Raw genomic sequence first — 16388 nt, 5'->3', positions numbered from 1 at the left:
GCAGGGCCGCCCCTTGGCGGGCGCGGCGCAGCAGGGACGCGTCGGCCGGCCGCGGCGCGACCGCTCCCCTCCCGGTGAATCGGGAAGGGCACCGGCTCGTCTTGGAAGGGCCTCGGGCCGGCGAGGCGGCCTTGCTAGGCGGCCTTGCTAGGCCGCCTTGGGCCGGCTCGCGAGCGCGATCTGCGCGGCGCGGCGCGTGACGTCGCTCCAGCAGGCGAAGGCCGCCGTGACGATCCGGCCGACCTCCTCGGCGTGAAGCTGCATCGCCTCGCCGGGGTTGCTCGTAGTGCGCAGGGCGCGCCAGAAGCTGAAGGCCGCCTCGGTCTCGTCGCGCATGAAGGCGAGCAGGCGCGCATTGATCTCGGCGACGCCGCGCAGGGCCGAGACCGGGACATCCTCCGGTGCGCCCTCGGCGGCCGCGCGGATCAGCGCCGCGACGGGTTCCGGCGCGGGCGGCGCCACGGCCTCGGCGGGAGCCGCCACGGTGGCCTGCACGGCCGCCTCGGCGGGAGCCGTCACGGCTTCGGCCACCGCCTCCGGCGCCGCCACGGACGCATGTGCCAGCGGCTCAGGCGCCAAAGCCTCGCTCGTCAGGGGCTCACTCGTCAGGGGCTCGCTCGGCGCCGCTTCGGGTGTCTCGGCCGGCGGCAGGGCCTCCTCGGCCCTATCATGGGTGAGCACCGTCGCCGGCTCCTCCACCCTGTCGGTCTCCGAGATCTGACCCTCGTCCGGGGCCACGGGATCGGCCGCCTGCGCGGCGACCTCACCGGTATCGCGGGCGTGCAGCACGGCCCCGGTCTCCTCCGGGGCGGCCGTCTCCTGCGCGAGGGCCGCGGTCTCGGGCTTGGCGACCGCCTCGGTCTCGGGCGGGGTCGACGGGGCGGCGGCCTTCCGCGCAGCGGCGGGGGTTCCGCGGGTCGGCTTCACGGACTTACGCCGGGGTCCGTTGGTCATGACGCTACCTCGCGCGCTTGGCAGGTCCCGGACGGGCGCCTCGCGGTCATCCCGCCGCCGACCTGCGACACGGCATTGAACCTGAGCGGACGATGCGCCGGCGAACCGGCGCAGCTCCGCCCGGAAGGGTGGGAGGACGGCCCGGGCGGCCGTCGCGCCCGCCGCGTCAGCCCTTGGCGGCCGACGGATCGTTGGAGGCGGACTTGACCGCATCCTCCGTGAGGGTGGTGAACTCCTTCGCCTGGGTCTGCAGCGCGGCGATCTGGTTGCGCATGTACTCGCTCTGCAGGTCCATCGCCTCCTTGATGTCGCGCGAGCGCACCAGCTTCTCGGCGAAATCGAAGGTCGCGGCGATGTGCTGCTCGGTGTAGTCGAAGCCCTTGGTGACCGCGGTCCCGGCCGTGGACTGCGCCGTCTCGGTGGAGGACTGCACCGAATCCGCGACCTTGCGCGCGGTGCCGAGCAGGCTGCCCAGCGCGTTGCGCGCCTGCTGCAGGCCCTTCTCGGCCGTCGCCCGCATCTCGTCGGACACCTCGAAACCCTTCTTGTCGGCCATGGTCGTTCCCCCGTTGTGCGGTCTGCTCCGCCCGCACCCTCGATTGTGCAGCGCAGCAGAACTATGTTGCGACGCAATGCAGGTGTCAATCGTGCCGGCCGGTGCCTGCGCGCCGGCGGCAGCGCCGACCGCCGCCCGAGAAGGCTATCCGCCCCGGCAGGCCGGTTCAATCCAGCGGCGATCGGTCGCGGGGGGCGAACGCTCAGCACCGCGTCGTGCCTGAGCCTGGCCGGCGCTTAAGGCTTCGCTAACCCTATCGGCACAAGACTGTGGATCACGCTCACGACGAGGTCGCCATGGCACAGCAGCAGGTCCGGCCGATGCCCACCGCCTTCGCCCAGTACCCGATCCCGCTCGAACTCCTGGCCGCCCTGCACCGGGCGAGCGAGGGCGACGTCGACGCGCTGGTGTCGCGCATGCCCGAGACCGGCCGGGCGCGGCTCGCCGCCTACTGCACCGACAAGGATCACCTCCACCGCCTGGGCCTGCGCATCGCCGGGACCTGCGACGAGGCGGCCCTGGTGCGGGTGGTGGGGCCGGATGCCGGGGCGAGCCTCTACGCGCTGTCGCGCCTGCCGAAGACTCTGTCCTCCTGACCCTTGCCTCCTGACCCTTGCCTCTTGATGCGTCAGGACGGGCCGGGCGGCGCGGCGTCCCCGGACCCGAGCGGGCGCTGCATCAGCACGGTGTCGAGCCAGCGCCCGTGCTTCCAGCCCACCGCGCGCAAAACGCCGGCATGGCGGAAGCCGAGCGCGGCGTGCAGGCCGATCGAGGCGGCGTTGCCCGAATCCCCGATCACCGCGATCATCTGGCGGAAGCCCCGGAGCGCCGCCTCGTCGATCAGGGCGGCGAGCAGCCGCCGGCCGAGGCCGCGCCCCTGGGCCGCCGGAGCGACGTAGACCGAGTTCTCGACGCTCGCCCGATAGGCCGGGCGGGCGCGGTAGGGGCCCGCATAGGCGTAGCCCGCGACCCGGCCGCCGAGGTCGGCCACGAGGTAGGGGTGGCCGGCCCCGATCAGGCCGGCATGCCGGCGCAGCATCTCGGCGAGGTCCGGCGGATCGAGTTCGAACGAGGCCGTACCCTCCCGCACCGCCTGGGCGTAGATCGCCTGCACGGCCGGCACGTCGGCCGGCGTGCAGGGGCGCAGGATCGCGTCGTCGTCGCTCATGCCCCAATCCCCCTTCGGTGCCGCATCGCCCGTGCACGGACGATGCCGCGGGCCCGTCCGACCGTCGCCCAACCCTTCGCGCGCGAGGCCCCAATCCCTATATTGCGGCCATGCTCGCCTCGTCCCCCGACCGCCCGGCCGTGCGCCGCCTCGATCCGGTGCTGGTCGACCGCATCGCCGCGGGCGAGGTGGTGGAGCGGCCGGCCTCGGCCGTGAAGGAACTGGTCGAGAACGCCATTGATGCGGGCGCGAGCCAGATCGAGGTGACGATCCAGGCCGGCGGGCGCCGCCTGATCCGGGTGGTGGACGACGGCATCGGCATGGGCGCGCAGGACCTCGCGCTCGCGGTCGAGCGCCACGCCACCTCGAAGCTGCCGGACGGCGACCTCGACCGGATCGAGACGCTGGGGTTCCGCGGCGAGGCGCTGCCCTCGATCGGCGCGGTGGCGCGGCTCTCGCTGGTGTCGCGCACTGCCGCGGACGAGACCGGCCACGGCCTCGTGGTCGATGCCGGGGTCAAGGGGCCGGTGCGGCCGGTGGCGGCCGAGCGCGGCACCCGGGTCGAGGTCACCGAACTCTTCGCCGCCACGCCCGCGCGCCTCAAGTTCCTGAAATCGGACCGCGCCGAGGCCGGCGCCGTCGGCGAGATCCTGCGCCGCCTCGCGGTGGCCCATCCGCAGATCCGCTTCGTCCTGCGCGGGGAGGGGAGCGGCCTGACCTTCCCGGCGGAGGCCGGGGCCGGCTCGTGGCTGCGCCGGCTCTCCGCGGTGCTCGGGCCGGACTTCGCCCCGAACTCCGCGCCGCTGAGCCTGGAGCGCGAGGGCTTCACCCTCGATGGGCATATCGGCCTACCGACCTTCCACCGCGCCGCGGCGACCCATGTCCACTTCGTGGTCAACGGCCGGCCGGTGCGCGACCGGCTGCTGCTCGGGGCGGTGCGCGGGGCCTACGCGGACGTGATGGCCTCCGACCGCCATCCGGTGCTGGCGCTGGCGCTGACCTGCGATCCGACGCAGGTCGATGTGAACGTGCACCCGGCCAAGACCGAGGTGCGCTTCCGCGAACCGGGGCTGGTGCGCGCGCTGATCGTCAGCGCCATCCACGAGGCCCTGCGCCGCGACGGTGGGCGCAGCGCCCCGAGCGTGGCGGCCAGAACCCTGGAGAGCCTGCGCCCGACCGCCTCACCGCATCCGCCCCTGTTCCGCGAGGAGCCGCCCGCCCGCCCGCGCGGGTCGGGACGGCCGGACGCCTTCGCGCGCGACTTCCTCGGCGCCGAGCCGGACCCCGCGCCGCAGCCCGCGCCGCTTCCGGGATCCGGCGAGGCCGGGATCGCGGAGACCGGGTTCGCAGAGGCCGCGCAGGCGCGCTTCGAGGGCGAGATCGACCGCCCGAGCGCTGCCGCTCCTGTCCCCGCTCCCGCCGAGCTGCCGGCCCATCCGCTCGGCGCCGCCCGCGCGCAGCTCCACGACACCTACATCGTCGCGCAGACGCCGGACGGCATCGTCATCGTCGACCAGCACGCCGCCCACGAGCGCCTCGTCTACGAGCGGCTGAAGCGCGAGCGCGCGGCAGGCGGCATCGCCCGGCAGATGCTGCTGATCCCGGAAGTGGTGGACCTCGACCCGGCCGAGGCCGACCGCCTCGCCGAGGCGGCGGAGGACCTCGCGGCGCTCGGCCTGTCGATCGAGCCCTTCGGCCACGGTGCCGTGCTGGTGCGCGAGGTGCCGGCCGCGCTCGCGGGCGGCAGCCTGCGCGGGCTCCTCGCGGACGTGGTCGACGTGCTGCAGGAGGGCGGGGCCGACCCGCTGGTCCGCCGCCTCGACGCGGTGCTCTCGCGCATGAGCTGCCACGGCTCGATCCGGGCCGGCCGCCGCCTGCGGCCCGAGGAGATGAACGCGCTGCTGCGCGAGATGGAGGCGACGCCCCTCTCGGGCCAGTGCAACCACGGCCGTCCGACCTACGTCGAACTCAAGCTCAGCGACATCGAGCGCCTGTTCGGGCGGCGCTGAGCCCGGAACAGCGGCCCCGCGCATCCGTTGCCCGTCGCCCCCCGGCGCGCTGCCCGGGTGCACCCGCCACGGAGTTGTCGCATGATGCTCAAGCCCCTGCCCTGCACTCTCGCCTTCGGTGCCCTCCTGGCGCTCGCCGCGCCGTCGCTCGCGCAGGGCATCAACAACGGCTCGGGCGCCGCCCCGAGTTCGAGCGGCAACACCGGGTCCGGCATGGCGAGCCAGCCGCCCGGCAGCGGCATCGGCGGCAACAATCCCGGCAGCATGGGATCGACCGGCACGCAGGGGTCGAGCGGCGGCAACATGGGGCCGAACGCCACGTCGAGCACGCAGCGCCCCACCGGCAGCGGCTCCCCCGGCACCGGGCCGGGCAGCGCGTCGGGCAGCCGCTGACGGCCTCCCGCAGACGGCCTCCCGCAGGAGGCCGCGGACGGCCTCCCGCAGGAGGCCGCGGACTGGTAAGAGCCTGCTTGAGCGGGTGAAGCGGCGCCCCGTGGCGCCGTGGCCGCTCCGATCGAACGGGCGGGGACGTGTCGCTTCAGCCTCGTCACGCGCGCGCGCCGGGCCGTCGCGCAGGGCCGGAGGGCGTGCGGCGGATGCGCCGCGCCGCCGCGATCGTGCCGCTCCTCCTCGCCGGACCGGCGCTGGCGCAGGCGGAGCCGTCCCGCCGGGTTCCGCTGGAGCCGGACGCGTGGCCCTTCACGGCCATCGGCCGCGTCAACGTGGTGACCGGGCCGGCGCATCGCAGCCATTGCACCGGCACGCTCGTCGGCCCGCGGCTGGTGCTCACGGCCGCTCATTGCCTCTACGATTCCCGCCTCGATGCCTGGGTGAAGCCGCATCAGGTGCATTTCGTCGCGGGCCAAGCCCGCGACCGCAACGGCGGGCATGCGGCCGGAGAGGCGATCCGGCTCGCGCCGGGCATCGATCTGCGCCGCGAGACGCGCCCGCATCCCGACGCGATCCGCCCCGATATGATCGGCCGGGACTGGGCCGTCATCACCCTGACGGATCCGCTACCCGGGATCGCGCCCGTCCCCTGGCGGGTCATGCCCGAGGCCGATCTCCCCACCGCTGCGCCCGGCGCCGTGGTGGCGGTGGCGGGTTACGCCTTCGACCGGCCCTACCTCCCGGTCGTCCACCACGGTTGCTCCGTCCGCATCGACTCGCCCGAGCCCGGCCTGCTCTCGAGCCTTTGCGAGTCGGGCTCGGGCGAATCCGGCGCGCCGGTGCTGCTCCTGCGGCCTGACGGCACGGCCGCGCTCGTCGGCATCCAGACCGCCTTGATCGGGGCCGAACGGGTGCGCAACGCCTACCGGGGCGGCATCGGCCGCGGCGTCGCCGCGGCGGCCTTCGCGCCGACGCTCGAGGAGATGCGGGCGCCCTGACCGGGCATTCTGCCGAATCCCGCCGGCGGGCTCAGCCCTCGTGGCGCGCGACAACCACCTGGGTGTCGCCGTAGGTGCGCCGCTCGGCCTCGGTGAAGCCCGGCGGCAGGGCGAGGGCGACGGAGGCCGCCTCCTCCACTACCGCCAGGGCGCCGGGCGCGAGCCAGCCGCCGCCGCGCGCGGCGGCGAGCGCCCGCGGGGCGAGGTCGCGGCCGTAGGGCGGATCGCAGAAGAGAAGGCCGAAGGGCTCCCCCGGAGGAGCCGGGCCGAGCTTGGTCGCGTCGCGGCGAAACAGCCGGGTGACGCCGCCGAGGCCGAGCGCCTCGACGTTGCCGCGGATCACGCCGCGCGCCTCGGCGCCCTCGTCCACGAGGAGCGCGAAGGCGGCCCCGCGTGACAGCGCCTCGAAGGCGAGCGCGCCGGTTCCGGCGAAGAGGTCGAGCACCCGCGCGCCCGGCACCGGGTCGTCGTAGGCATGTGCGAGCACGTTGAAGAGCGCTTCGCGCAGGCGGTCCGAGGTCGGCCTGATCGCATCGCTGCGCGGCCCCGCCAGGGTCCGGCCGCGCAGCGCGCCGCCGACGATCCGCACCCTAGCGCCCGCCGGACGGACGGCCCCCGCGCGGCGGGCCGCCGGGGCGCCCGCCGGGCTTCGGCCCGCCCCGGCCGCCGGGCCGGCCGGCCCCGCCGCCCTTGGGTCCGGACCGGCCGAAATCCGGCTTGCCCCCGGGCTTGCCGCCGCCCGATCGGCCACCCCCGGGCTTGCCGAAACCAGGCTTGCCGAACCCCGGCTTGCCGCCCGGCCGGCCCGCGGCGAAGCCGCCCGCCGGTCCGCCCGTCGCGCCGCCCGGCTTGCCGAAGCCCCCCTTCGGCCCGCGCCGCTCGGGCGCGCCGCCCTCCGGCCGGGGCGCCCGGGCCGGCCGCTCGCCGCGCTCGCGCGGGGGGCGCTCGGTCCACTCGGTGCGCTCGCGCTGGGGCCGCTCGCTGCGGTCGCGGGCGGGCCGCTCGCCGCGCGGGGCTCGTTCGGGCCGCGGCTCGGCGGCTGGGTCTGCCCTCAGCCGCTCCACCAGTACCCGGCGCTCGCCCGTGGCGATGGCGCCGACGCGCTCGCGCGGCCGCTCCGCGGCGGCGGCGCGCGCCTCCTTGGGATCGCTGATCCGCCGCCGCACCCGCGGCCGCTCGCGCGCCTCGTGCACCGCCTCGGCCTCGGGGTCGCGCCACACCGCGCGCCGGGGCGCCGTTGGATCGGGCTTGCCGGCGCGCGGGGCGGCTCCGGCCTGCGGCTTGCCGAACCCCTTGCCGAACCCCTTGCCGGCGCCCGATCCGGCAGGGCCCTTGCCGAATTGCGGCCGGGCGGGATCGCGCCCGCCGCGCGACCCCCGCTCCGGATGGCCCGCCGCCGCTGCACTCTTGGCCGCGCCCTTGGCGGCGGCCTTGGGCGAGCCGAAGGGCGCGATCGGCTCGCGCACCGGACTGGTGAAGTCGACCCCGGCCTGCTCGGCGAGATTCGTGCCGAGCTGCTCCTTGAGCACCTTGGTGCGCACCTCCTCGACGAGGCCGACTTCGAGGTCGCCGAGCTGGAACGGGCCGAAGGAGAGCCGGATCAGGCGGTTCACCGACAGGCCGAGATGTTCGAGGATCCGCTTGACCTCGCGGTTCTTGCCCTCGCGCAGGCCGAGCGTCAGCCAGACGTTGTCGCCCTGCTGGCGGTCGAGGCTGCCCTCGACGGGGCCGTACTCCATGCCGTCGATGGTGATGCCCTTGCGCAGCCGGTCGAGGGCCGCCTGGTCCACGTCGCCGTAGGCCCGCACCCGGTAGCGGCGCAGCCAGCCGGTCTCCGGATGGGCGATCACCTTGGCGAGGCCGCCGTCGTTGGTGAGCAGCAGCAGCCCCTCGGTGTTGATGTCGAGCCGGCCGATCGCCACCACCCGCGGCAGGTCCTCGGGCAGGATGTCGAACACGGTCTGGCGCCCTTCCGGGTCGCGGGCCGTGGTCACGACGCCGCGCGGCTTGTGGAAGATCCACAGCCGGGTGCGCTCGCGGGTGGGCAGCGGCTCCCCGTCCACGGTGATGCGGTCCTGGGGGCCGACATTGACCGCCGGCGAGGTCAGGCGCTCGCCGTTCAGCGTGACGCGGCCGTCGAGGATCATCGCCTCCGCGTCGCGCCGCGAGGCGAGGCCGGCCCGCGCGATGGCCTTGGCGATCCGCTCGGGCTCGGGGGCGGCGGCCGGCGTCTCGGCGGCCATAGCGTCTTCGGCTCCGCGCGGGCCCTTGCGCACGCGCGGCGTGTGGTCGTTGCTGTCGCTCATGCGGGCCTGATACCAGAGCGGGTGTGTTTCCGCGAGCGGGACCGATGGGCGATTCGTGCGGGGCAGGCCGGCCCGATCCGCTGGGGCTGGCCTTCGCGGCGGCGCGGGAGGCGGCGCTGCTGGGCGAAGTGCCGGTGGGCGCGGCGGTCGTGCGCGGCAGCACCGTGCTCGCCGTGGCGGGCAACCGGCCCCGTGCCCTGCACGATCCCACCGCCCACGCGGAGGTCCTGGCGATCCGCGCCGCCTGCCGCGCGCTCGGCGACGAGCGGCTGACCGGCTGCGACCTCTACGTGACGCTCGAACCCTGCGCGCTCTGCGCGGCGGCGATCAGCTTCGCGCGCATCCGGCGGCTCTACTTCGCGGCCTCGGACCCCAAGGGCGGCGCCGTGGAGCACGGACCCCGCTTCTTCTCGCAGCCCACCTGCCACCACGCCCCCGAGGTCTATGGCGGCCTGCGCGAGAGCGAGGCGGCCGCGCTGCTGCGGGACTTCTTCCGGGACCGCCGCGACTAGCCGGACGGGGCGGCTGACGCAGCACCGTGCCGAATTATCCTTCCACGCCCCGCGGGGGTCATGGTACAGACCTCCCCTGTGCCTCGGCTTTGCTTAAAATTTCACCAGATTGACGACGGTTTTGTCGTCGTCTGCAGGAACGAAGCGGCGGTCCGGCGCTTTGACCTGTCCCATGCTTCACACCATGCCTCGTCCGATGAAGATCAGAACCGGATACACGATCGCCTTCGACACGCCCGCGCCGACGCCGATGGTGCTCAAGCTGAGCGTGCACCCCTCCCGGGCGGCCGACCTGCTGACGCCGGAGCGGATCGTGGTCGACCCGCCGGTCCCCGTGCGGCAGTGCCTCGATGAGTTCGGCAACGTCTGCACCCGCCTCACCGCGCCGGCCGGCCGCATCACGGTCTCGACCGACATTGTCGTGCGCGATTCGGGCGAGCTCGACGCCTGCGCGCCGGAGGCGCGCCAGCACCCGGTCGCGGAGTTGCCGGACGACGTCCTGCCGTTCCTGCTCGGCAGCCGCTACTGCGACACCGACAAGCTGAGCCCGCTCGCGTGGTCGCTGTTCGGCCACACACCCGAGGGCTGGGCGCGCGTCCAGGCCATCGTCGCCTTCGTCCATCGCCACATCCGCTTCGACTACATGAAGGCGGACGCGACCCGCAGCGCCTCGGAGGCCTACGTCCAGGGCCACGGCGTCTGCCGCGACTTCGCGCATCTCGCGGTCGCATTCTGCCGCTGCATGAACATCCCGGCGCGCTACTGCACGGGCTATCTCGGCGATATCGGCGTGCCGCCCGTGCCGGATCCGATGGATTTCTCGGCCTGGTTCGAGGCCTTTCTGGGCGGGCGCTGGTACACGTTCGACGCCCGCCACGAGCGCCGCCGCATCGGCCGCATCCTCATGGCGCGCGGTCGCGACGCCACCGATGTCGCCCTGACCACGAGCTTCGGCACCGCGGTGCTGGCACAGTTCGACGTGCACACCGACGAGGTGCCGGAGGAGACGGCGCCGCGGCTGGTGAGGGCCGCGTGATCTGACGCCGGTCCAGAGCGCCGGCCCTTCCGCGTCGGCGCTCCGGCCCGTCTCCCGGCGCTCCCGGTCGCCCCGCCGTCCACGATGCGGTCGCGGCGGACCGATGTCCCGCTCGATCAAGCGGCGGCGTGCGAACTCCGAAAGACTACTCCCCGGATGCTGCCGGCCGAACCCGGCGGCGTAGCGCGCGGGAGCGTCTCACTGATCCCTCTCCGCGCGGCCGCCCGCTAGGCCCGCATGGCCATCGGCGGCGCATCGGCATGCGGTCCCGCCCGGTCAGGAGGGTGCATCGTGGCGAGTTCGACGACGGATGCGGCCCCCGCTCGTCACCAGCCGCACGAGAAGTACGAGCGCTTGGTCGCGGCCGCGCAGGCGCTCCCCCGGCTCAAGGTGGCGGTCGCCCATCCGTGCGACGAAGCCTCGCTCGGGGCGGCGCTGGAAGCGGCGGACCTCGGGCTGATCGCCCCGATCCTGGTCGGCCCGCGGGGAAAGATCCTGGCCGCGGCCTCCGCCCTGAAGGCCGACCTCGCCGACCTCACCCTCGTCGAGGCCGACCACAGTCACGATTCGGCCGCCAAGGCCGTGGCGCTGGTGCAGGCCGGCGAGGCCGAGGCGCTGATGAAGGGCAGCCTCCACACCGACGAGCTGATGGGCGCGGTGGTGCGGCGCGAGGGCGGGCTGCGCACGGCCCGCCGCCTCAGCCACTGTTTCGTGATGGACGTGCCGAGCCACGACCGGCCGCTCATCGTCACCGATGCGGCCATCAACATCGCGCCGACCCTGGAGGAAAAGCGCGACATCGTCCAGAACGCCATCGATCTCGCGCACGCCCTCGGGGTCGAGACGGTGCGGGTTGCCATCGTCTCGGCGATGGAGACCGTCAACCCGAAGGTGCCCTCCACTCTCGACGCCGCCGCGCTGTGCAAGATGGCGGATCGCAGCCAGATCACCGGGGCCGTGCTCGACGGGCCGCTCGCCCTCGACAACGCCATCGATCTCGGCGCGGCGGCGATCAAGCGGATCCGCTCGCCGGTCGCCGGACGGGCCAACGTGCTGGTGGTGCCGAACCTGGAAGCCGGCAACATGCTGGCCAAGAGCCTGACCTTCCTGGCCGGCGCGGATGCGGCCGGGATCGTGCTCGGCGCCCGCGTGCCGATCATCCTGACGAGCCGGGCCGATTCGCGCCTGACGCGGCTCGCCTCCTGCGCGGTCGCCTCGCTGTTCGCCGCCGCGCAGCGGGCGGCCAAGCCCCTGCCCGAGGTCTAGCCGATGGTCCCGGCCGCGCTCGTGCTCAATGCCGGCTCGTCGAGCCTGAAGTTCGGGGTCTTCGTGCGCGGGGAGGACGGCGCCCCGCAGCGCCTCTACCAGGGTCTGGCCGAGGGGCTCGGCGGCGCGCCGCACCTCTGCATCCGCGACCGGGCCGGCACGGTCCTGGCGGACGAGCGCCCCGACGCGCAGGCGTCCTACGGGCACGAGGCGGCGCTGCTCCAGATCGCCGAATGGCTGAGCACGCATCGCGGCGAGCACCGGCTGGCGGCGGTCGGGCACCGGGTGGTGCACGGCGGCATGGCCTACGCCGCGCCCGTGCGGATCGACGACGCCGTGCTGGAGGAGCTGGAGCGCCTCGTGCCGCTCGCACCCCTGCACCAGCCGCACAACCTCGAGCCGATCCGCATCGTGCGCCGCCGCTTTCCGAACCTGCCGCAGGTCGCCTGCTTCGATACCGCCTTCCACCGCGGCCAGCCGGAGATCGCCCAGCTCTTCGCGCTGCCGGCCGAGGTGAGCCGCCGGGGCGTGCGCCGCTACGGCTTCCACGGTCTCTCCTACGCCTACATCGCCTCGGTGCTGGGTGCCGCGTCGCCCGCCCTCGCGGAGGGGCGCGTGGTCGCCGCCCATCTCGGCAACGGCGCCAGCCTCTGCGCCCTCGACCGCGGGCGCAGCATCGCCACCACGATGGGGTTCTCGGCCCTCGACGGGCTGCCGATGGGCACCCGCTGCGGCAGCCTGGATGCGGGCGCGGTGTTCTACCTGCTGCGGGAGATGGGGCTCACGCCGGATCAGGCGGAGCGGATGCTCTACACCCGTTCGGGGCTGCTCGGCGTCTCCGGCCTGTCGAACGACATGCGGATCCTGCGCGCCCACGCGGCGACGCATCCGGGGGCGCGCACGGCGATCGACCTGTTCGTCTACCGCATCGGGCGGGAGCTCGGCTCGCTCGTCGCCGCGCTCGGGGGCATCGACGGGATCGTGTTCACGGGCGGCATCGGCGAGCACGACGCCGCCACCCGGGCCGAGGTGCTGCGGGGCGCGGCCTGGGCCGGGTTCCGCCTCGACGAGGCCGCGAACGCGGCGGGCGGTTCGCGCATCACACGCGGGGAGGGCCCCCAGGCCTTCGTGATCCCCACCGACGAGGAGGCGATGATCGCGCGCGGGATGCACGCGGTGCTCGACGAGGCGCGCCAGCCGGCGCAGTGACCCGAACGGAGGCCATGATGGAGACCCATTCGACCAAGGCCCATGTGGAGATCGGGAACGAACCCTTCATGTCGGCCGACGACCTCGCCGCCTACTCGGCCCGGATGCGGGCCGCCAAGGCGCTGAAGGACATGGAAGGGCAGGACCACGCCCTCAAGGCGCGGGAGGAACTGGTCAAGCAGCTCTCGCAGCCGATCGAGGTCACGCCCGAGACGGTGCACGAGATCACCCAGCGGCTCCTCGACAAGCTGCGCATCGCTGCCGAGCAGGGTCAGAAGGAGCTGCTGGTGATGCGCTTCCCGAACCTGCTGTGCAGCGACAAGGGCCGGGCCATCAACAACGCCGAGGCGGGCTGGGCCGAGACGCTGACCGGCCGGCCGCGGCAGGCCTACGAGTTCTGGCGCGACCGGCTGCATCCCGCCGGCTACGGGCTGAAGGCGATGATCGTCGACTGGCCGGACGGCATGCCGGGCGATGTCGGCCTCTTCCTCACCTGGGAGACCACCCGCCACTGACCCGGCGCGCGGCGCGCCGATCGCGCAGGGGCACCAGCACAGGACGACCGCCATGACAGATCCCCGGATCCACGAGGCCGCGGCGGCGGCCGGGCTGCCTCCGCTGTTCCAGCTCCAGGCCCGCATCGCCGAGGTCTACCGGGAGCGTTGCGCCTCCGCGTTCCAGGGCTATCTCGACGCGACGCTGGAGGCCGGCCGCGCCTGGACGGAGGCGGTGAAGCCCGCCGCCCCCGCGCAGGCGCTCGGGGACGCGGTCACCTACTGGACCGACTTCGCCCAGCGCTCGGTCCTGTTCTGGGACACGCTGCGCCAGCGCGGCAACAACTGGCTGGCGCACGAGGCGGCGGGCAAGCCGCCGCTCCTCGCCTTCGCGTGGGAGATGGTCGCCGATGCGCGCCGCTTCGCGCGGCCGGTGAACTACGCCCTGGTGCGCGTCGCAGCCCCTCCGGGCGTCGCCATTGATGCCGAGAAGCGCCCCTACGTCATCATCGATCCGCGGGCCGGGCACGGGCCGGGCATCGGCGGCTTCAAGCCGGATTCGGAGGTCGGCATGGCGCTGCGCGCCGGCCACCCGGTCTACGTGGTGATCTTCTTCCCCGAGCCGGTGCCGGGCCAGACGCTGGCCGACGTGGCCCAGGCCGAGGCCGCCTTCCTGCGTCTCGTGCGCGAGCGTCACCCGACGCGGGGCAAGCCCGTCATCGTCGGGAACTGCCAGGGCGGCTGGGCGGCGATGCTGGTGGGTGCGCTCGATCCCGATTGCGCCGGCCCGATCGTGGTGAACGGCGCCCCGATGTCCTACTGGGCCGGCAACGATGCCGAGAACCCGATGCGCTACGCGGGCGGGATGCTCGGGGGCAGCTGGACCGCGCTGCTGGCCAGCGACTTCGGCGGCGGCGTCTTCGACGGCGCCTATCTCGTCGACAATTTCGAGTACCTCAACCCGGCCAACACGTGGTTCGGGAAGTCCTACAACCTGTTTGCCAAGATCGACACCGAGCCGCCGCGCTACCTCGACTTCGAGCGCTGGTGGGGCGGCTACTTCCTGATGAACCGCGAGGAGATCCGCTGGATCGTCGACAACCTGTTCGTCGGCAACCGGCTCGCCGCGGGCGCCGCCGAATGGGCGGCGGGCCAGGCGTTCGACCTCCGGGCGATCCGCTCGCCGATCATCCTGTTCGCCTCGCTCGGCGACAACATCACGCCGCCGCAGCAGGCCTTCAACTGGGTCGCCGACCTCTACCCCACCACTGAGGACGTCAAGGCGAACGGGCAGGTGATCGTCGGGCTGATGCACGAGAGCATCGGGCATCTCGGCATCTTCGTCTCGGCCGGCGTGGCGCGCCGCGAGCACGCGCAGATCGTCGACCTCCTCGACTACATCGAGCACCTGCCGCCCGGCCTCTACGGCATGAAGGTGGTGGAGGAGCGGGTCGACGGGGTGGTGCGCTACGACGCGGAGCTGCGCGAAGTGCAGGTCGAGGACCTGCAGACGCTGCAGAAATACGCCCGCAAGGACGAGGTGCCGTTCGCGGCGGTCGACCGGGTCTCGGAGCTCAACACGGCCGCCTACGAGACGCTCGTGCACCCGCTCCTCGCCTGGATCCCTCCGGAGGTCGGAGCGGTGTCGCGAGCGCTCCATCCGCTGCGGGCGCAGCGCTGGGCGCTCTCCGACCTCAACCCGGCGCTCGCGCCACTCGGCCCCTTGGCCGATCTCGTGAAGGGCCACCGGGTCCGGCGGGACGAGACCGGGGCCTGGGCGGCCACCGAGCGGTGGAACGCCGCCGGGATCATGGCCGGCCTGGACTTCTACCGGCAGATGCGCGACGCGGCGGTCGAGAACCTGTTCTACACGGTCTACGGCGCGATGAGCGTCGTCGCGCCGCGCACCGAGGAGGCGGCGGTCGCCGCCGCCCTCTCGGCCGAGGAGGCGCCTGCCCTGCGCGACGCGCTCGGCCGGATCGCGGAGGGCGGCTTCACCGACGCGGCCGTGCGGGCGGGGCTGCTGGTGGCGCGCCGCGGCCGCAAGGAGCGGCGCCTGTCGCATTTCAAGCGCATCCGCGCCCTGGTCGGCGACGACGTCGGCCTGCTCGCCATGAGCGCCGACGAGGCCGCCCAGGTGGTGCGGCGGCAATCGGCCATCGTCGAGCACGCGCCCGAGAGCGCAATGGCCGCGCTGCCGGCGCTGCTGCGGACGGCCGAGGAGCGCCGCCGCCTGCTCGACATCCTCGATCGCCTCTCGGCCGAACTCGACCTGGAGCCGGACCAGCGGGCGATGATCCCGCAGTTTCGCGACCTCCTCGGGCCTTCGCCCGAAGCGGTTCCGGCGCCCGAGGCGGCCCCCGCCCGGCGCAAGGCCGGCTGACGCCGTCGAGCGGATTCGCGGCGCCATCGGCCCGGGCCGTCGAGGCCACACCATCATGCCCCCGAAACGACGACCGCTTCGGGGACCGACGCTGAGCGGAGACGAGGGCCATGACGCAGATCCCCGACGGCCAAGCGCTCGCCGGCAAGCACGCGCTCGTGCTCGGCGTCGCCAACGAGCACTCGATCGCCTATGGCTGCGCCCGCGTCTTCCGGCGCCTCGGCGCGCAGATCGCGCTCACCTACCTCAACGAGAAGGCGCGGCCCCATGTCGAGCCGCTGGCGCGCGAACTCGATGCGCCGATCTTCGCCCCCTGCGACGTGCAGAAGGAGGGCGACCTCGACGCGGTCTTCCGGCAGATCGCCGAGACTTGGGGCCGGCTCGACATCGCGCTCCATTCCATCGCCTTCGCGCCGAAGGCCGACCTGCAGGGCCGGCTCCTCGACAGCTCGGGGGAGGGCTTCGGGGTGGCCATGGACGTGTCCTGCCACTCCTTTATCCGCATGGCGCGGCTCGCCGCGCCGCTGATGACCGAGGGCGGCACGCTGCTGACCATGAGCTATCACGGCGCCAACAAGGTGGTGCCGAACTACAACCTGATGGGTCCGGTGAAGGCGGCGCTGGAGAGCGCGGTGCGCTACCTCGCCTATGAACTCGGCGATCGCGACATCCGCGTCCATGCCGTGTCGCCCGGTCCGCTCAAGACCCGCGCGGCCTCCGGCCTGAAGGATTTCGACCTCCTGCTCAACGAGGCGGTCGAGCGCGCGCCGATCGGCGAACTCGTCGACATCGACGATGTCGGTCTCACCGCAGCGTTCCTGACCACGCCCTACGCGGCGCGGCTGACAGGCATGACGCTCTACGTCGACGGCGGCCTCAGCATCATGGCCTGAGCCCTCGGGCCTTCTCCGACGAACCGGTCCGCTTCGTCGGAGAATGCTCTAAGCAGACTTGCGTTGGCAAGCCAACGCTTCGTCCGCTTAGGTTCTTGTTTTTTCGCAGATTTTTATCGCAAAACCGGCGACCACTTTTGCGAAATCTGCTTACTAGCGCTCCGGGACGAAGCGCCGGTCCCGGAGCGTGTCGTCGTAGGCGTTCTTCTTGCAG

At 73.7% G+C, this 16388-nt stretch carries 16 protein-coding genes; 11 read left to right on the top strand and 5 right to left on the bottom strand.

Annotated elements, in window-relative coordinates:
• Positions 1–147: 147 nt before the first annotated feature.
• Both MFF61_RS30970 and MFF61_RS30965 read right to left on the bottom strand, forming a co-directional pair.
• The gene (locus MFF61_RS30970) at positions 148–954 is read right to left on the bottom strand and encodes a phasin family protein (RefSeq protein WP_238241531.1); all 807 of its coding nucleotides are present in this window, start codon (positions 952–954) and stop codon (positions 148–150) included.
• 166 nt (positions 955–1120) lie between these two features.
• Positions 1121–1510: a phasin gene (locus MFF61_RS30965; RefSeq protein WP_238241530.1), complete on the bottom strand. Its 390-nt coding sequence runs from the start codon at positions 1508–1510 to the stop codon at positions 1121–1123.
• Between the two features lie 296 nt (positions 1511–1806).
• On the opposite strand from MFF61_RS30965, the gene MFF61_RS30960 reads away from it, so the two are divergent.
• Positions 1807–2106, top strand: a complete 300-nt coding sequence (locus tag MFF61_RS30960) for a hypothetical protein (RefSeq protein ID WP_238241529.1) — start codon at positions 1807–1809, stop codon at positions 2104–2106.
• Between the two features lie 32 nt (positions 2107–2138).
• On the opposite strand, the gene MFF61_RS30955 is transcribed toward MFF61_RS30960, so the two are convergent.
• Positions 2139–2678, bottom strand: coding sequence for a GNAT family N-acetyltransferase (locus MFF61_RS30955; protein WP_238241528.1), 540 nt, complete (start codon positions 2676–2678; stop codon positions 2139–2141).
• A 110-nt stretch (positions 2679–2788) separates the two neighbouring features.
• On the opposite strand from MFF61_RS30955, the gene mutL reads away from it, so the two are divergent.
• The 3 genes from mutL to MFF61_RS30940 all read left to right on the top strand — a co-directional run bounded on the left by mutL (position 2789) and on the right by MFF61_RS30940 (position 6075).
• Entirely contained in the window at positions 2789–4687 is a 1899-nt protein-coding gene (gene mutL, locus MFF61_RS30950) for a DNA mismatch repair endonuclease MutL (RefSeq protein ID WP_238241527.1), read from the top strand.
• An 81-nt stretch (positions 4688–4768) separates the two neighbouring features.
• Positions 4769–5080 carry a hypothetical protein gene (locus tag MFF61_RS30945; protein WP_238241526.1) on the top strand — a complete coding sequence of 104 codons (312 nt, stop codon included), beginning with the start codon at positions 4769–4771 and terminating at the stop codon, positions 5078–5080.
• 203 nt (positions 5081–5283) lie between these two features.
• On the top strand, positions 5284–6075 hold the full coding sequence (locus MFF61_RS30940) for a trypsin-like serine peptidase (protein WP_238241525.1): 792 nt from the start codon (positions 5284–5286) through the stop codon (positions 6073–6075).
• 31 nt (positions 6076–6106) lie between these two features.
• Here the strand turns inward: MFF61_RS30940 and rsmD are convergent, their stop codons facing one another.
• Entirely contained in the window at positions 6107–6664 is a 558-nt protein-coding gene (gene rsmD, locus MFF61_RS30935; RefSeq protein WP_238241524.1) for a 16S rRNA (guanine(966)-N(2))-methyltransferase RsmD, read from the bottom strand.
• Between the two features lies 1 nt (position 6665).
• Complete coding sequence (locus tag MFF61_RS30930) at positions 6666–8381, bottom strand: pseudouridine synthase (RefSeq protein ID WP_238241523.1); 1716 nt, start codon at positions 8379–8381, stop codon at positions 6666–6668.
• A gap of 44 nt (positions 8382–8425) precedes the next feature.
• Here MFF61_RS30930 and MFF61_RS30925 point away from each other — a divergent pair, with 44 nt between their 5' ends.
• The 7 genes from MFF61_RS30925 to fabI all read left to right on the top strand — a co-directional run bounded on the left by MFF61_RS30925 (position 8426) and on the right by fabI (position 16174).
• Positions 8426–8893 (top strand): nucleoside deaminase, encoded by a 468-nt coding sequence (locus MFF61_RS30925; protein ID WP_238241522.1) that lies wholly within the window; start codon positions 8426–8428, stop codon positions 8891–8893.
• 196 nt (positions 8894–9089) lie between these two features.
• Positions 9090–9929: a transglutaminase-like domain-containing protein gene (locus MFF61_RS30920; RefSeq protein WP_238241521.1), complete on the top strand. Its 840-nt coding sequence runs from the start codon at positions 9090–9092 to the stop codon at positions 9927–9929.
• Positions 9930–10220: 291 nt separating this feature from the next.
• Positions 10221–11195: a phosphate acetyltransferase gene (locus MFF61_RS30915; RefSeq protein WP_238241520.1), complete on the top strand. Its 975-nt coding sequence runs from the start codon at positions 10221–10223 to the stop codon at positions 11193–11195.
• 3 nt (positions 11196–11198) lie between these two features.
• A complete protein-coding gene (locus MFF61_RS30910; protein WP_238241519.1) occupies positions 11199–12404 on the top strand; it encodes an acetate/propionate family kinase in 1206 nt (401 codons plus the stop codon).
• 17 nt (positions 12405–12421) lie between these two features.
• A complete protein-coding gene (locus MFF61_RS30905) occupies positions 12422–12919 on the top strand; it encodes a hypothetical protein (protein ID WP_238241518.1) in 498 nt (165 codons plus the stop codon).
• Positions 12920–12971: 52 nt separating this feature from the next.
• Positions 12972–15281, top strand: coding sequence for a DUF3141 domain-containing protein (locus MFF61_RS30900; RefSeq protein ID WP_238241517.1), 2310 nt, complete (start codon positions 12972–12974; stop codon positions 15279–15281).
• Positions 15282–15391: 110 nt separating this feature from the next.
• Positions 15392–16174: an enoyl-ACP reductase FabI gene (gene fabI / locus MFF61_RS30895; protein WP_238241516.1), complete on the top strand. Its 783-nt coding sequence runs from the start codon at positions 15392–15394 to the stop codon at positions 16172–16174.
• Positions 16175–16388 lie beyond the last annotated feature (214 nt).

The sequence above is a fragment of the Methylobacterium isbiliense genome (assembly GCF_022179325.1).
GTDB lineage: Bacteria > Pseudomonadota > Alphaproteobacteria > Rhizobiales > Beijerinckiaceae > Methylobacterium > Methylobacterium isbiliense.
Note: the sequence above shows the minus strand (reverse complement) of the source record. Positions and strands in the feature narration are given on the sequence as shown.

Coding starts and splice junctions, on each gene's coding strand:
- MFF61_RS30910 (WP_238241519.1), top strand. CDS start 11,199: ATGGTCCCGGCCGCGCTCGTGCTCAATGCCGGCTCGTCGAGCCTGAAG.
- mutL (WP_238241527.1), top strand. CDS start 2,789: ATGCTCGCCTCGTCCCCCGACCGCCCGGCCGTGCGCCGCCTCGATCCG.
- MFF61_RS30945 (WP_238241526.1), top strand. CDS start 4,769: ATGATGCTCAAGCCCCTGCCCTGCACTCTCGCCTTCGGTGCCCTCCTG.
- MFF61_RS30925 (WP_238241522.1), top strand. CDS start 8,426: ATGGGCGATTCGTGCGGGGCAGGCCGGCCCGATCCGCTGGGGCTGGCC.
- MFF61_RS30940 (WP_238241525.1), top strand. CDS start 5,284: ATGCGCCGCGCCGCCGCGATCGTGCCGCTCCTCCTCGCCGGACCGGCG.
- fabI (WP_238241516.1), top strand. CDS start 15,392: ATGACGCAGATCCCCGACGGCCAAGCGCTCGCCGGCAAGCACGCGCTC.
- MFF61_RS30955 (WP_238241528.1), bottom strand. CDS start 2,678: ATGAGCGACGACGACGCGATCCTGCGCCCCTGCACGCCGGCCGACGTG.
- MFF61_RS30960 (WP_238241529.1), top strand. CDS start 1,807: ATGGCACAGCAGCAGGTCCGGCCGATGCCCACCGCCTTCGCCCAGTAC.
- MFF61_RS30970 (WP_238241531.1), bottom strand. CDS start 954: ATGACCAACGGACCCCGGCGTAAGTCCGTGAAGCCGACCCGCGGAACC.
- MFF61_RS30930 (WP_238241523.1), bottom strand. CDS start 8,381: ATGAGCGACAGCAACGACCACACGCCGCGCGTGCGCAAGGGCCCGCGC.
- MFF61_RS30905 (WP_238241518.1), top strand. CDS start 12,422: ATGGAGACCCATTCGACCAAGGCCCATGTGGAGATCGGGAACGAACCC.
- MFF61_RS30900 (WP_238241517.1), top strand. CDS start 12,972: ATGACAGATCCCCGGATCCACGAGGCCGCGGCGGCGGCCGGGCTGCCT.
- MFF61_RS30920 (WP_238241521.1), top strand. CDS start 9,090: ATGAAGATCAGAACCGGATACACGATCGCCTTCGACACGCCCGCGCCG.
- MFF61_RS30965 (WP_238241530.1), bottom strand. CDS start 1,510: ATGGCCGACAAGAAGGGTTTCGAGGTGTCCGACGAGATGCGGGCGACG.